This window comes from Pedobacter nyackensis (assembly GCF_900176505.1).
GTDB classification, from domain to species: Bacteria; Bacteroidota; Bacteroidia; order Sphingobacteriales; family Sphingobacteriaceae; genus Pedobacter; species Pedobacter nyackensis.
Genome location: NZ_FWYB01000016.1, coordinates 79799 through 95556 on the forward strand (window position 1 = coordinate 79799; position 15758 = coordinate 95556).

A 15758-nucleotide genomic window follows, 5' to 3' on the forward strand; every position below is an offset into this window, starting at 1 on the left:
CAAAATCTTTTTTAAAAATAATGTGATTTTATTTAAATCCCTTCTAAATTTTCAACTTTATGCATGCATAATAATCTGTTTTATTTTTAAATGCTTTAACTTAGCCAAACGATAAGAGAGATATTCAAATGGTGTCACAAATCCTATTTATAGCCATTACACTGGCTGCAGTAGCCCTGTTCAGTTATAACTTAAAGAAAGTTATTCGCAACATTCGTCTCGGAAGAGCCGTAGACCGGTCAGATCAGCCTCAAAAAAGACTGATGACCATGCTCAAAGTGGCATTCGGACAAACAAAAATGTTCTTCCGCCCCCTTCCGGCCTTCCTTCACTTCATTGTTTATGCAGGTTTCGTTATCATTAACCTCGAAGTATTAGAGATCATGATTGACGGAATCTTTGGTACACACCGCATATTTGGCGGCTTAGGTATTTTTTATGATGTCCTTATTGGCTCATTTGAATTCCTTGCCATCGGCGTGTGGATAGCCTGTGTCATTTTCCTAATCAGAAGAAACATTCTAAAACTGAAAAGATTTAGTGGTGTTGAAATGACCAGCTGGCCAAGATCGGATGCGAACTACATCCTGATTACCGAGATTTTACTCATGACTGCCTTTCTAACCATGAACGCAGCGGACGCAAAATTACAAGCCATAGGCGCTGGTCATTATACTACAGCAGGCTCATTTCCTGTAAGTCAGTTCCTGCAAAGTATTTTACCTGATTCAGAAAGCGGTCTTATCGCTATTGAAAGAGGCTGCTGGTGGTTCCACATCATAGGCATTTTTGCTTTTTTAAACTATCTTCCCTACTCCAAGCATTTCCACATCATATTTGCCTTTCCAAATACTTATTTCTCCAACCTGGAGCCTAAGGGAGAGTTTACAAACATGCAAAGTGTAACCAATGAAGTAAAAGCTATGCTCGACCCTTCATTTACACCTCCGGATGCTGAACCTGGACGTTTTGGTGCAAAAGATGTAAATGACCTGAACTGGGTTAACCTGATGAACGCCTATACCTGTACTGAATGCGGTAGATGTACTTCTGTTTGTCCGGCCAACATTACCGGAAAACTTTTGTCTCCACGTAAAATAATGATGGATACCCGCGATAGAATGGAAGAAGTAGGTAGAAATCTGGATAAAGCAGCTAAGAACAAAGAGGAAGCGAATATTACAGGATTTGACGATGGAAAATCATTAATCGACACTTATATCACCCGTGAAGAAATATGGGCTTGTACCAGCTGCAATGCCTGCACACAGGCCTGTCCAATCAACATTGATCCCTTGTCTATCATTACCGAGCTGAGAAGATATGCAGTAATGGAAGAATCACAGTCGCCAGCCAGCATCAGTACCATGTTGGGTAACATTGAAAACAACGGGGCACCATGGAAATATTCTCCGGCCGACAGGTTCAACTGGGCTAAGGAGAGTTAGGTAACCGGCATTAAGGAATAAAAGAATAAAGATTTAAAGAAATAGCTTAAACATCAAATATGAGCACGCAACTAAATTTTGAAGTGCCAACAATGGCAGAGATGATAGCCAAAGGCGAAGAACCCGAAATTTTATTCTGGGTAGGCTGCGCCGGAAGTTACGACGAAAGAGCACAGAAAACCACACGTGACATCTGCAAAATATTACATCATGTTGGCTTAAAATACGCGGTGTTGGGTACAGAAGAAAGCTGTACCGGCGATCCGGCAAAACGTGCAGGAAATGAATTCCTGTTCCAGATGCAAGCTATGACCAACATAGAAGTACTAAATGGTTATAACATCAAGAAAATAGTTACGGGATGTCCGCATTGTTTCAACACCATCAAAAACGAATACCCTGGTCTTGGCGGCAACTATGAAGTCATACACCATACCCAACTTATACAGCAGCTGATAGACGAAGGTAAGCTTAAGGCCGAAGGTGGGGAAAGCTTTAAAGGCAAAAAGATCACTTACCACGACCCTTGCTATTTAGGTCGCGGAAACGATGTATATGAAGCTCCAAGAAAAGCTTTAGAAGCTCTAGATGCTCAGCTTGTAGAAATGAAACGCTGCAAAACCAACGGCCTATGCTGTGGTGCTGGTGGCGCACAGATGTTTAAAGAACCTGAAAAAGGAAACAAAGACATCAATATCGAAAGAATTGAAGAAGCACTTGAAACCCAACCACAGGTAATTGCGGCCTCATGCCCTTTTTGCATGACCATGCTTAGTGATGGGGTAAAAATGAAAGATCAGGACGAAAACGTTCAGGTATTGGATATTGCCGAAATTACCGCAAGAGCAAATGGATTGTAATCATCTTTTCATAGCCTCCCTAAACTCCGGCAGCAACGGAAACTGCTACTATGTAGGCAACCACAATGAAGCCATTTTGGTTGATGCTGGTATATCGTGCAGGGAGACAGAGAAAAGAATGCTGAGACTTGGCCTTTCTATGCAAAAAGTAAAGGCCATTTTTATTTCTCACGAACATACCGACCACATCAAGGGCCTCGCTACCTTGGCCTCAAAGTATAATTTACCTATTTACATCAATCCTGGAACCCTGGCAGGCTGTCCACTAAACCTTAGGGAAGATCTCCTCAGAACACTCAAGATTGACCAACCCATACAAATAGGCAACCTACTCGTTACCGGCTTCCTCAAACTACACGATGCCTCAGAGCCTGTTAGCTTTGTTGTTTCCTGTGGAGAGACTAAAGTTGGTGTATTTACCGATCTGGGAGCAGTATGCGAACAGCTTACCTTTCACTTCAAACAATGTCATGCCGCATTTCTGGAAACCAATTATGATGATGAACTACTCCAAAAAAGCGCATACCCATATTTCTTAAAAAAGCGCGTCAGCGGAGGGAGAGGTCACTTGTCTAACCAACAGGCACTGGAGCTTTTCATTGCCCATAAACCGACCTTCATGACCCACCTGCTACTTTCTCACCTATCTAAAGACAACAATTGTCCGGAATTAGCTGCCAACCTGTTTACGCAACATGCAAACGGCACGGAGATCATCGTCGCATCCAGACACGAAGAAACAAAGGTTTATACTATTTTAGAGCCAGCAGCTGTGCATTCATTTTAATCAGCCGCTCCGAAAGATCTGAAAGATCCTGAGGCTCTATATTTTTGAGTGGAATAACCATGTATGTAGCCATGCTGTCAATATCCCCACCCCTTTTATCATTGTAGGTCTGAACGATTACATTTTCGCCTTTGGTACGCAAATAAAGCGCTCCGTTTTTATCCGTCCCATAATAATCTAAATCCTTAAATTTAACCAGGTTAAAAGAGAAATACTCCACCTTACCATTGGTATAAAAACGCTTATATCTGCAAAACCCAGTGTTGGTAACATTTAACTCGTACCGCTTAACTTCCGCCTCGCAATGCTCACTATCATGATGTTCCAGAAGCTTTTTCTGAATATAAGCAAGTTGCTCATCCAAAGTAATATCCATGCTAAAAGCCATAAATATCAGGCAGAACAACAAGGAGAGGGACATTTTCAAGCTCAATGTAAACTTATTCATCACATCAATAATTTAGCTGCATCAAATTAAATAATTTCTTAAATTTGGAGTATGAGTTTTTCTCCACAATCTAAAGTTTGGGTTTACCAAAGTAACCGTGCATTTACAAATGACGAGGTACCTGCTATTCAGCAAAAGTTGAATGACTTTACTACGCAATGGACAGCACACGGACACCAGTTAAAGGCGGAAGCGCGTGTAGTTCATCAGTTCTTTATTGTGTTTATTGTTGATGAGACCGCTGCGGGTGTTACTGGATGTTCTATTGACGCCTCTGTACGCGTAATCAAAGAGATTGAGCAGCTATATAACGTCGACCTTTTCGACAGGTTTAACATTGCTTACAAGATAAATGACAAAGTAATTGTAACCAATAAGGAGGATTTCGAAACCTTAGTAAACATTAAAACTGTAGGTCCGAAAACCATCGTTTTCAACAACCTGGTACAAACACTGGAAGAGTTTGAAAACAAATGGGAAATTCCTTTCGAAAACAGCTGGCATAGCAAGGTTTTTGCTCATTTACTATAACCGACCTTTATTTTAAGGCTTTTTTTCAATATTCTATTTATAAATTAACACCTGGATTTTACCATCTGCGGTAACTGTGCCTCTATACATACCTTCTGTATTAAAAGGCATGGCAATCTGGCCATTTTTATCCAGCGCAATCAATCCTCCGTCGCCACCCATTTTCCCTACTTTATCCAGGACAGCTTTGGCAGCTTCGGCGACAGGCATTTTTTTATACTCCATCATGGCAGAGATGTCATGTGCCACTACGTTTCTGATATAAAACTCACCCCATCCGGTGCAGGAAATACCTGCGGTTTCATTATTGGCATAAGTTCCAGCCCCAATAATCGGCGAATCACCAACTCTGCCATATTTTTTATTCGTCATACCACCAGTTGAAGTTGCAGCAGCGAGATTTCCGTTTTTATCAAGTGCTACAGCTCCTACAGTCCCAAACTTGTAATCTCTATTAATAGCACCCAACTTCATTGATTTCTTATTTCCATGATCTAATACGGCTTTTGTAGAATCTTGTTTGATTGCCTTTTGTAATCCTTCCCAACGTTCTTTGGTATAGAAATAAGATGGGTGAACCATCGTTAAGCCTGCCTGTTTCGCAAAAACTTCAGCACCCGGACCAACCATCATCACATGTTCAGACTTTTCCATCACTGCCCTTGCCGCAGATATAGGATTTTTAATTGTAGTTACTCCCGCCACAGCTCCAGCCATAAGCGTTTTACCATCCATTATAGATGCATCCATTTCATTCCTGCCATCATGGGTAAAAACAGCACCTTTGCCTGCGTTAAATAATGGAGAATCTTCCATAACATGAATGGTAGCCTCAACTGCATCAAGACTCGTTTTACCTGCCTTTAAAGCGTTGTATCCTGTTTGCAAAGCCCGGGTTAATGCAGCTCGGTAAGCTGCCTCCTTTTTTGCACTCATATTTGCTTTGATAATGGTACCCGCGCCACCATGGATAACAAGGATATATTTCTCTTTTTTCTCTTGCGCATTTATTGTTGTTACCGATAAACAAAGCAGCAAAGCGATTACAGATTTCAAATTACCTTTCATATTATAAAGATCTATTCAGCGTTTAAAAATCCAGAGGACCTAGTCTTTTCATGTTTCTCATGATCAGGTACTGGCGGTGTTTGATATATCGTGTTGGATTCTTTGGACTCCACTTTCTTGGGTTAGGGAAGCAAGCTGCAATCAATGCGGCCTGAGAACGGCTAAGTGTAGTGCAAGACTTACCAAAATAAGCTTGTGCGGCAGCTTCGGCACCATAGATGCCATCCCCCATCTCTATCACATTCAGGTATACTTCAAGTATCCGCTCCTTACTCCAGAAAGCTTCTATTAAAAGCGTAAAATAAGCTTCAAAACCTTTTCTTATCCAGGAACGGCCAGGCCAAAGAAACACATTCTTAGCTGTTTGCTGAGAAATGGTGCTCCCTCCTTTAACCCTTTTACTCTTTTTATTGGTTTCAAAAGCCTTCTCTATGGCCTTTACATCAAAACCGATATGGTTTAAAAACAACTGATCTTCTGCCGAAACAGCAGCACGCTTCATGTTATCGGCAATATCTACAAAGTCCACCCAATCCTTTTCCATTTTAAGCGGCTTTCCCTCAGTCTTGCGCTCAATATTCCGCAATACCATCAACAAGGTAATTGGAGGATTAATAAACCGGTAGGCGAGTACCCATAAAACACTAACCAATAAGAACCAGAGAAAGATCCTGGTTACCACCGAAATAATTCTTTTAAAGCGAGAGGGGCCAGACTTTCTGGTTGTCTGTTTACGTTTTGACATTGGGCCAAAGATAAAAAAAAAGGCATAAAAAAAGCGCCCTGAAACTCAGGGCGCTCTTAATATCAGTATAAGATGATTACTCAGCTACAACTTCGAAAGAAACCTTAACTTTCACTTCTTTGTGTAAGTTTAAGTTAGCAACATATTCGCCAACAAATTTAGGCTCAGTTTCGAAAGTGATACGGCGACGGTCAACATCAAAACCTTTTTGTTTCAATGCATCAGCAATCATAATGGTGTTAACTGCACCAAAAATCTTACCTGTTTCACCAGCTTTAGCACCGATAGACAATTTAACCTCAGCTAAACGTTCAGCAATGCCTTCAGCATCTTTCTTAATTTTATCTTGTTTAAAAGCAGCTTGCTTTAAGTTTTCCGCTAATACTTTTTTAGCTGAAGGAGTAGCCAAAGCACCAAATCCTTGAGGGATTAGGTAGTTACGACCATATCCTGGCTTTACATTAACGATATCATCTTTTTCCCCTAGGGATTTGATATCTTGTTTTAAAATAATTTCCATCTCTCAGCTCCTATTTTAATTGGTCAGCAACAAAAGGTAACAAACCAATGTGACGTGCGCGTTTTACCGCTTGAGCCACTTTACGTTGAAACTTCAATGAAGTACCGGTTAAACGGCGAGGTAATAATTTACCTTGATCATTGATGAATTTTAACAAGAAGTTTGCGTCTTTGTAATCAATATATTTAATACCATTTTTTCTGAAACGGCAATATTTTTTTCTGTTATCGTCCACTTTTGGAGCAGTAACATATTGTATTTGATCTTTAGCCATTATCCTGCAACCTCCTGTTTTGGTTTTTTGTTAAAAGCACCACTACGTTTTTTCTCATTATATGCAACCGCATGACGGTCTAATCTAATGGTAAGGAAACGTAGAACACGCTCATCACGCTTAAGCTCTAACTCCAACTTGTTAATTAATTCACCTGAAGATTTGTACTCTGTAAGGTGGAAAAATCCGCTTGCTTTTTTTTCAATCGGATACGCTAATTTTCTCAAACCCCAATTGTCCTCTTGAACAATTTCGGCACCGTTGTCAGTGATGATTTTGCTGAATTTGGCTAAAGCCTCTTTCGCTACTTCTTCTGACAACAACGGGGTTAGAACGATAACAGTTTCGTACTGATTCATTGTTATATTATTTTTTTAATTAATCCGCTCTTAATGCGGGATGCAAAAATAGTGATAATTATATTAAGAAACAAAGGGTTTATTGAACATAAATTATCCGTGCAACGCACGCAATAGCCTAGAGACCAAAAACTTTAATCTTTAATTCAACTGAACAGTCTTCTCGAACTCTGCATCTTCAGTTCTAATCACAAAAGTCAATGCACTCGCACCTACTCCGGCTATTTTAAACCTTTTAATGCATTTCGAATCATCATCATATACCTTCTTATATAATTCCTCGTTGTATTTGTTTAAAACCTGAACCTCAATTGAGCCCTTAGGTGCATTTTTCAGGTTTAGCATCACCAACCCATCCTCAATGGTTACAGCCGGATTAAACGCTTCAGTAATTGAAGGCTCAGAAACCTGCACATCCCCATCCTCAATAAGCACATTATACTCAGCCGTCCTGGATTGAGCAACAACCTTGAATCTATAATTTCCATCAGGGAAAGAATTCAAATCATATGTCTTGGTAGACCCCGCCTTAGCGTTGATTTTTTTCTTATATAAAACCTCATTACCTGCTCCATAAATTGAAACTTCCATAATTTGAGCTTCATTCACAAAGAAAACAACAGATTTCTTATTAACACCTTCAGCTTTGAATGAAAAATCATTTTCGCCCGCATACAAACAAGCAGAAACGAATAACAAAACTGCAGTAAAACCGATTTTTAATAAATTTTTCATGATAAAAGAGTTTAAAAAGTTAACAATTACTTTACAAGACAAAATTACATACAGATTCTATTAAACTTTTACGGCATATTCTCCAATACCTACACCATATTAACCTCAAAAAACTATTCTTACACTTAAGAAGAACACAACTGTCATTTTTTAAGTATTTTAGACAGAAATAATCGCAACAAACCATGAAGCCAAGTCTTGAAATTATCGAACCCTCCTTCGGAAGTTCATTCTATTATTCAAAATATGCGGAGAAAGACAACAATAAAGCTCATATATGGCATTACCATCCTGAAATCGAGATGGTTTTTGTAAATGGCGGAGCTGGAAAACGGCAAATTGGAAGCCATGTATCTTATTATACGGATGGAGATTTAATCCTGATTGGCAGCAACTTACCTCATTGTGGTTTCACAGACACCAATACAGGAAATAAAAACGAAACCGTTATTCAGATGAAACCCAATTTCCTGGGGTCGGTTTTTTTAGAGCTTGAAGAAACGAAATGTATTCCTGCATTATTTAACAAAGCCAAAGGAGGTATTGCATTTGGTCCTGAAACAAAAAAAGCAGTGAGCGACCGAATTGAAATGATGGATGATCAACTACCTTTTGAAAGATTACTCACATTATTGAACATTTTAAAAGAACTGGAAAATTCTGACGATTATAAAATTTTAAATGCTGCCGGATTCTCGATGGAAATGCAAATCCAGGATAACGACAGAATCAATATGGTTTTTAACTATGTTAAAGATCATTTCCAGGAAGAGATCAATTTAATCGCTATTGCAGAAATGTCTAACATGACCGTCCCTTCTTTCTGCAGATATTTCAAGAAGATCACAAAAAAAACATTTACCCAATTTGTAAACGAATACAGAATTGTGCACGCCTCCAAGCTATTGGCAGAAAAACAAATCAGCATTTCAAATATTAGTTTTGAAAGCGGCTTTAACAATTTCGGTCACTTTAATAAGCTATTTAAAGAGTTCACAGGGAAAAGTGCTTCACAATATAGAAAGGAGCTTAAGTCAGTTTTCAAATAATATTTTACAGTCAAATTTTCAACATTCCGGACTTCTAATATTCCAACCTCAACAAAAATTCCTATTTTCGTGGACGAAATGGAGAATTTTATAGTATCAGCCCGTAAATACCGTCCCTCAACGTTTGAAACCGTTGTTGGTCAGCAACACATTACGGGTACCCTAAAAAATGCTATAAAAAACAACCAGCTGGCACAGGCCTTTTTATTTTGCGGGCCACGAGGTGTAGGTAAAACCACCTGCGCACGTATTCTTGCAAAAACCATCAACTGCACCAACTTAACAACCGAGCAGGAAGCATGCGGCACCTGTGAGTCTTGCGTCTCTTTTCAAACCGGTCATTCCTTTAACTTTCATGAACTGGATGCTGCATCGAACAACTCTGTTGATGACATCAGAAGTCTGATTGAGCAGGTACGTATACCGCCACAAGCTGGAAAATATAAAATATACATCATTGATGAGGTGCACATGCTATCAGCAAATGCATTCAATGCGTTCCTAAAAACGCTTGAAGAACCGCCGTCCTATGCTATATTTATACTAGCCACTACAGAAAAACACAAAATACTGCCTACCATATTATCACGCTGCCAGATCTTCGATTTCAACAGGATCCAGGTAGATGACATTTCAGGCCATTTGAATAAAATCGCTGAACGCGAAAACATAGCAGTAGAAGCCGACGGTCTGCACATCATTGCCCAAAAGGCTGATGGCGGATTAAGGGATGCCCTTTCCATGTTTGATCAGATTGTAAGTTATACCAATAAAAATCTAACTTATAAATCGGTAATCGACAACCTCAATATCCTTGATTACGATTACTATTTCAAACTGACGCAATACCTTACTACGGCCGATGTAAGTAATTCACTTGTATTATTTGATGAAATACTGAACAACGGTTTTGACGGCAACAACTTCATCAATGGCCTGGCCAGTCACCTGCGCAATCTATTGGTAGCTAAAGACCCGCAAACCACTAAACTTTTAGAAGTTAGCGAGAATATCAAACAGAAATACATCAGCCAGAGTCAGCAGACTCCGGTTTCTTTCATCCTGACTGCTTTAAACCTGGCTAATCAGTGCGATCTGAATTACAAGAACAGTAAAAATCAGCGGCTTCAGGTTGAGATGGCTTTAATCAAAATGTGCCACATTCCATCGGTACTTCAACTAGCCAGCCAACCGCTTACCAACGCAACTGACAACGATCAGATTAAAAAAAAAACTAGTTTAACTTCTGCTCCGGCACCTACCCCAGCCGTAAGTCAGGTAGTACCAGTTGCAGCGCCTGTAACCTCTATTCCTTTAACCAATCCAGCAACCAGTTCAATCCCTGCCATACCGGTTATTGAATCAAAACCTGTTACTACCCCCTCTGCAAGTATACCGCTTCCTAAAAGAGCCCCGGTGCCTTCAGCAAAAATTGTACTCAAACCATCGCCTGCTGCACAACAAAATAAATCCGCAGTACTTATCCCCTCTTTAAACGGGATAGAGAAAAAAGAAGACGGGGAAGATGGCGATGAGCCTAAATACATAACCGGGAACGATCGTGAAGCCTTTACACAGGAACAACTATTGTTTTACTGGAATGAATACATTCAAATTGTAAAAGAAGCCAATAAAATCAACGTATACACATTGATGGTTACCTCTCCGCCAATACTGGAAAGTCAGGAAGAAATTATGGTCCATATTGAACACAAGCTTCAGGAAGATATCCTTCAGAATGAGATGATAGAGCTACTAAACTTCTTAAGACCAAGGCTTAAAAACTTCAGTATACTCGTTAAAACAAAACAAGTAGTTAAAGAAGTAGTGAATCGTCTATATACCAGTGTTGAAAAGTACCAATACCTGGTAGAAAAAAACCCTAAACTTGAAGAAATGCGTCGCAGGTTTAACCTGGACGTGAGTTCTTAACGCTACTTACCCGGCTTGTCGTTAACCGGATAGCCCTCTTCATCCAGATCATCCCGGTCATCCTCAGGCGTACGGCCAAGAATCTCATCCTCTGGGCTCAACTCTACGCTTTCACCATTATCTATGCGCATTCCCGCCCCATCAAGCCTCTCACTCATCTCCTTTTCCGCATTATATTCAGATCCAATGTAGGGATTGGATTCATCATAGGAAGAAATACTGTCTTCACCATTAGGAGCTGAGGTATCATAAGGAAGCGGATGATCGTAATCGGTATCATTGCCTTTTACGTCAAATTCAAAACTGTTCTTGTCCTCATCATAAGACAGGTTGTTAAAATCTTTAGTTTCTCCCAAATCCATTGGATGAAGCCTATCAGTTGCTCGCTTAGCTCCTTGCTTATTATCTTGGCCCGACATATTGGTAAGTTTTATATGAGTATAACGCAAAAAAAACGATAAAGTTTTTGCAAAATAAAAGGGCTGCATCAACGATACAGCCCTTTTTATTTAAACTTCGGTTAGGCTTATAAGCTTGCCAAAGTAGTATTTAAAGTTTCACTCGGACGCATTGCTGCTGAAGCTAACTCATCGTTAGGATTGTAGTACCCGCCAATATTTTGTGGTTTACCCTGAGCTCCAATCAGCTCTGCTGAGATCTTGTTTTCGTTCTCAGTTAAGGCTTTCGCAAGTGGAGTAAATCTAGCTTGCAACTCAGCATCTTTAGTTTGATCGGCTAAGCCTTGTGCCCAATACATCGCCAGATAGAAGTGAGAACCTCTATTGTCAATCTGTCCAACTTTACGAGCCGGAGATTTATCGTTTGCAAGGAATAACTCTGTTGCAGTATCTAAAGTTTCAGCTAAAACTAAAGCTTTCGGGTTGTTTTGCGTTTGACCTAAATGCTCTAAAGAAACCGCTAATGCTAAGAACTCACCTAATGAATCCCAACGCAGGTAACCTTCCTGAAGGAACTGTTCAATATGTTTTGGAGCAGAACCGCCAGCACCTGTCTCGAACAAGCCACCACCATTCATCAATGGTACGATAGATAACATTTTTGCCGATGTACCTAGCTCCAGAATCGGGAACAAATCTGTTAAATAATCACGCAATACGTTACCCGTTACAGAAATTGTATCTTCTCCTTTACGGATTCTATCTAACGTGAATTTAGTAGCCTCAATTGGTGAAAGAATACGAATATCTAAACCAGTAGTGTCATGATCTAACAAATACTTGTTCACTTTTACAATAATCTCTCTATCATGCGCCCTGTTTTCATCCAACCAGAAAACAGCTGGCGTAGCCGATAAACGAGCTCTGTTTACAGTCAGCTTAACCCAATCCTGAATTGGTGCATCTTTAGTCTGACACATGCGGAAAATATCACCCTTTTCAACCTTCTGGTCGAAGAAGATCTTACCATCAGCATCAGTTACGCGGATTGTTCCACTTGCTGTAGCCTGGAAAGTTTTATCATGAGAACCATACTCTTCAGCTTTTTGCGCCATTAAACCAACGTTTGGCACAGAGCCCATCGTGGTTACGTCAAAAGCGCCATGAGCTTTACAATCGTCGATCGTAGCAGTGTAAACACCTGCATAGCAACGATCCGGAATAATGGCAATCGTATCTTGTTGTTTGTTATCCTTGTTCCACATCTGACCTGATGTACGAATCATTGCAGGCATTGAAGCATCTACAATAACATCAGATGGCACATGAAGATTGGTAATACCTTTATCAGAATTTACCATGGCTAAAGCAGGACCTTTTGCAATGGCTTCGTCAATAGCAGCTTTTACTTCTGCTTCTTTTGCATTTCCAGCAATTTTAGCATAAACATCACCTAAACCATTGCGGGTATCTACATTTAGTTCTTTAAATAAATCAGCATACTTAGCAAAAACATCTGCAAAATAAACCTCTACAATCGCACCAAAAATGATAGGATCAGAAACCTTCATCATAGTTGCTTTTAAGTGAGCTGAAAGCAATATGCCCGCAGCGTTAGCTTCTTCAATGGCTTTTGCAACGAAAGTTTTCAATGCAGAAAGGCTCATTACTGAACTATCGATCACTTCGCCGGCTTTTAACGACGCTAAACCTTTTAGCTCAACAACAGCTCCATTGGCATCAACAAACTCTATTTTAAATTGAGCAGCGTCGGCTACAGTAACAGATTTCTCTGATCCGTAAAAATCGCCTTCAGTCATGCTTACTACTTTAGTTTTAGAATCTGCAGACCACGCTCCCATTGAATGTGGATTTGCTTTTGCATAATTCTTAACTGCTTTAGGCGCTCTACGATCTGAGTTACCTTCACGTAAAACAGGGTTAACAGCAGAACCTAAAACTTTTGCATATTTTGCTTTGATTGCTTTTTCTTCTTCCGTTTGTGCATTATCAGGATAATTAGGAATAGCATATCCCTGTGATTGTAATTCCGAAATTGCACCTACCAACTGTGGAATAGAAGCAGAAATATTAGGTAATTTGATAATATTAGCCTCTGGTGTAGTTGCCAATTGGCCAAGTTCTGTCAATGCATCTCCAACTTTTTGCTCTTCCTTTAAAAATTCAGGGAAATTTGCCAGAATTCTTCCAGCTAAAGAAATATCTCTGCTTTCTACATCAATACCAGCTGAAGCTGTAAAAGCTTGTACAATTGGTAAGAATGAATAGGTTGCCAACATTGGCGCCTCATCTGTTTTGGTATAGATAATTTTTGATGTGTTCGACATATTTTTATAAATACGATTATATGAATGAAAAATAAAGCTGATTATTTAAGATAAACCCGCTTCTGATTAAATCGCCTAAAGATAGGATAAACAGATGAATTAATGGGCATAGATAAGTGCATAAATAGCCAAAATATGAGGCTAAAATTTACAATCTAAATTTTAGCTTTGTTTCAGATGAAAACATTTTTTACAGGCTGCTTAACAGCGCTTTGCTTTTCGGGACTTGCGCAAAGTAAACAGGACACCACAAAAAAACTTAATGAAGTCATTATACGACCTTATTTCTCCGATCAACCTTTGTTGAGGTCGACCGGCTCAATTGGTTTGGTCGATCAGGCATTCCTGGATAAGCAGCCTTCCGGCTCCTTCGTTTCAGCTATGAATACCATCTCGGGTGTACGTATGGAAGAACGTTCACCAGGCAGTTATCGCCTTTCTATCCGCGGGAGCTTATTGCGCTCTCCATTTGGCGTAAGAAATGTAAAAATCTATTTTGATGATTTCCCTTTAACAGATGCGGGCGGAAATACCTATTTCAATGCCCTTGATGTATCAGCAGCACAAAGCTTACAAGTACTGAAAGGTCCGCATGGTAATATCTTTGGCGCCAATTCTGGCGGGGTTATACTCATACAACCTCAAGGTACTATTCCGGATAGCACCGCATTAGGGCTAAAACTCGAAGGTGGATCATATGGTACTTTCAGAGAGAATTTAACTTTAAACAAACAGTTTAACAAATATAGCTTCAGCTTTACACAGGCTTACCAGCGCAGTGATGGTTACCGTGACCATAGCGGCATGAACCGTAAATACTTCCAGACTTTTCACAAATGGGACTACGCTAAAAATGCGGCTTTAAAAGCATTGGTATTTTATTCAGACCTCCATTACAATACACCCGGAGGATTAAACGAGTCGCAATATTTATTGAATCCTAAATTATCAAGACCAGCAGCGGGGGCCTTAAAAAGCGCTATTGAACAAAATGCAGGAATTTACAGCAAAACTTTATACGGAGGTATTTCACACGATTGGCAGATCAATGAAAAGTTAAAACATGTAGTCGCAGTTTTTTCTTCCTATACCGACTTTAAAAATCCATTTATTACCAACTATGAGAAACGTAAGGAGTTTACGCTGGGCCTGAGATCGTATGTGGAGTATCAGCAGCAAAAGACTGACCTGAACTGGAAATTCAATCTGGGGCTTGAAAGTATGCAAACTGCAACAGACTTTAACAATTACGCGAATAATTCAGGTGTTCAGGGCGCGCTTGCTGTTTCAGATAAGCTAAAAGCGGCTTCTAACTTTGCATTTGCTCATTTTAGTGCAGATCTTTTTAGCAAGTGGTTATTTGAACTCTCAGCAAGTGCCAATTTATATGAATATGGCTATGAAAACATCGCTCCTGTTGCTATACCAAAAAGGACAAACAGTTTTGATATCCAATTGATGCCAAGAGCCGCATTATCATATCTGGTTGATACTAACTTCTCTTTAAGGGCTTCCGTAAGTAAGGGTTACTCCCCGCCTACCCTTACTGAAGTAAGGGCTTCGGATAATGTAATCAATGTCGATTTGCAACCAGAATATGGTTGGAATTATGAAACCGGCCTAAAATATCAAATGCTCAACAACAGACTGTTTATTGATGTCACCGGTTTTTACTACAACCTGAAAAGCGCAATTGTAAGGCGTTTGAACGACGGTGGTTCGGAGTATTTCATCAATGCTGGTGGCACCAAACAATGGGGATTGGAAACTACCCTTGCCCTTTGGGTAATCCCTGCCAATACCTCACACTTCATCAGAGGATTGCAGTTTCATAATGCATACACACTGAGTCAGTTTAAATTCGACAAATACCTGGATAAGACGGCTGACTATTCCGGGAATAGACTTACCGGTGTTCCGAAAACAACGTTAGTGAGCAGTGCGGATCTACAATTGCCAAAGGGCTTTTATGCTTTCTTACAACATAACTTTACTTCGCGCATTCCTTTAAACGATGCGAATACTACTTATGCTAAGCAATACCATCTTTTACAAGCAAAAATTGGCTGGAGAAACTTGCGCATTGGTAAAACTCCTGTAGAAGTTTTTGCGGGGGCAGACAATATATTGAATGCAAACTACAGCTTGGGTAACGACCTCAATGCTTTAGGAGGTCGTTACTTCAATGCTGCTGCTAAACGTAATTTTTATGGAGGTTTGGCTGTAAGACTGAACAAAATATAAAGCCTCGACTTT

The 15758-nt window shown here is 39.9% G+C and carries 16 protein-coding genes; 7 read left to right on the forward strand and 9 right to left on the reverse strand.

Going from position 1 to position 15758, the window contains the following annotated elements; translation table 11 throughout:
• Window positions 1–128 precede the first annotated feature (128 nt).
• Genes B9A18_RS21205 through B9A18_RS21215 form a run of 3 tightly spaced genes read left to right on the forward strand, consistent with a single transcriptional unit; the run spans window position 129 to window position 3095 of the window.
• Entirely contained in the window at window positions 129–1448 is a 1320-nt protein-coding gene (locus B9A18_RS21205; RefSeq protein WP_084291557.1) for a 4Fe-4S dicluster domain-containing protein, read from the forward strand.
• A 59-nt stretch (window positions 1449–1507) separates the two neighbouring features.
• On the forward strand, window positions 1508–2308 hold the full coding sequence (locus B9A18_RS21210) for a (Fe-S)-binding protein (RefSeq protein WP_084291558.1): 801 nt from the start codon (window positions 1508–1510) through the stop codon (window positions 2306–2308).
• Window positions 2298–3095: an MBL fold metallo-hydrolase gene (locus B9A18_RS21215; RefSeq protein ID WP_084291559.1), complete on the forward strand. Its 798-nt coding sequence runs from the start codon at window positions 2298–2300 to the stop codon at window positions 3093–3095. Before B9A18_RS21210 ends, B9A18_RS21215 begins: the two co-directional genes overlap by 11 nt.
• Here the strand turns inward: B9A18_RS21215 and B9A18_RS21220 are convergent.
• Window positions 3061–3543, reverse strand: a complete 483-nt coding sequence (locus tag B9A18_RS21220; protein WP_084291560.1) for a hypothetical protein — start codon at window positions 3541–3543, stop codon at window positions 3061–3063. The genes B9A18_RS21215 and B9A18_RS21220 overlap by 35 nt on opposite strands.
• Before the next feature lie 51 nt (window positions 3544–3594).
• On the opposite strand from B9A18_RS21220, the gene B9A18_RS21225 reads away from it, so the two are divergent.
• Entirely contained in the window at window positions 3595–4074 is a 480-nt protein-coding gene (locus tag B9A18_RS21225) for an ABC transporter ATPase (RefSeq protein ID WP_084291561.1), read from the forward strand.
• A 33-nt stretch (window positions 4075–4107) separates the two neighbouring features.
• On the opposite strand, the gene B9A18_RS21230 is transcribed toward B9A18_RS21225, so the two are convergent.
• From B9A18_RS21230 to B9A18_RS21255, 6 genes are all read right to left on the reverse strand, one after another.
• A complete protein-coding gene (locus tag B9A18_RS21230; RefSeq protein WP_084291562.1) occupies window positions 4108–5142 on the reverse strand; it encodes an isoaspartyl peptidase/L-asparaginase family protein in 1035 nt (344 codons plus the stop codon).
• A 22-nt stretch (window positions 5143–5164) separates the two neighbouring features.
• Entirely contained in the window at window positions 5165–5887 is a 723-nt protein-coding gene (mtgA, locus tag B9A18_RS21235; RefSeq protein WP_084291563.1) for a monofunctional biosynthetic peptidoglycan transglycosylase, read from the reverse strand.
• Between the two features lie 76 nt (window positions 5888–5963).
• A complete protein-coding gene (gene rplI / locus B9A18_RS21240; RefSeq protein ID WP_084291564.1) occupies window positions 5964–6407 on the reverse strand; it encodes a 50S ribosomal protein L9 in 444 nt (147 codons plus the stop codon).
• 10 nt (window positions 6408–6417) lie between these two features.
• Window positions 6418–6681 (reverse strand): 30S ribosomal protein S18, encoded by a 264-nt coding sequence (gene rpsR, locus B9A18_RS21245; RefSeq protein WP_084291565.1) that lies wholly within the window; start codon window positions 6679–6681, stop codon window positions 6418–6420.
• On the reverse strand, window positions 6681–7040 hold the full coding sequence (rpsF, locus tag B9A18_RS21250; RefSeq protein ID WP_084291566.1) for a 30S ribosomal protein S6: 360 nt from the start codon (window positions 7038–7040) through the stop codon (window positions 6681–6683). Before rpsF ends, rpsR begins: the two co-directional genes overlap by 1 nt.
• A 141-nt stretch (window positions 7041–7181) precedes the next feature.
• The gene (locus B9A18_RS21255) at window positions 7182–7775 is read right to left on the reverse strand and encodes a hypothetical protein (RefSeq protein WP_084291567.1); all 594 of its coding nucleotides are present in this window, start codon (window positions 7773–7775) and stop codon (window positions 7182–7184) included.
• Window positions 7776–7960: 185 nt separating this feature from the next.
• Here B9A18_RS21255 and B9A18_RS21260 point away from each other — a divergent pair, with 185 nt between their 5' ends.
• On the forward strand, window positions 7961–8824 hold the full coding sequence (locus tag B9A18_RS21260; protein ID WP_084291568.1) for an AraC family transcriptional regulator: 864 nt from the start codon (window positions 7961–7963) through the stop codon (window positions 8822–8824).
• Window positions 8825–8902: 78 nt separating this feature from the next.
• Window positions 8903–10756: a DNA polymerase III subunit gamma/tau gene (locus tag B9A18_RS21265; protein WP_084291569.1), complete on the forward strand. Its 1854-nt coding sequence runs from the start codon at window positions 8903–8905 to the stop codon at window positions 10754–10756.
• A gap of 2 nt (window positions 10757–10758) precedes the next feature.
• On the opposite strand, the gene B9A18_RS21270 is transcribed toward B9A18_RS21265, so the two are convergent.
• A complete protein-coding gene (locus tag B9A18_RS21270) occupies window positions 10759–11175 on the reverse strand; it encodes a hypothetical protein (RefSeq protein WP_084291618.1) in 417 nt (138 codons plus the stop codon).
• 107 nt (window positions 11176–11282) lie between these two features.
• On the reverse strand, window positions 11283–13502 hold the full coding sequence (locus tag B9A18_RS21275; protein ID WP_084291570.1) for an NADP-dependent isocitrate dehydrogenase: 2220 nt from the start codon (window positions 13500–13502) through the stop codon (window positions 11283–11285).
• Between the two features lie 177 nt (window positions 13503–13679).
• Between B9A18_RS21275 and B9A18_RS21280 the strand changes: the two genes are divergently transcribed.
• The gene (locus B9A18_RS21280; protein ID WP_084291571.1) at window positions 13680–15746 is read left to right on the forward strand and encodes a TonB-dependent receptor; all 2067 of its coding nucleotides are present in this window, start codon (window positions 13680–13682) and stop codon (window positions 15744–15746) included.
• Window positions 15747–15758 lie beyond the last annotated feature (12 nt).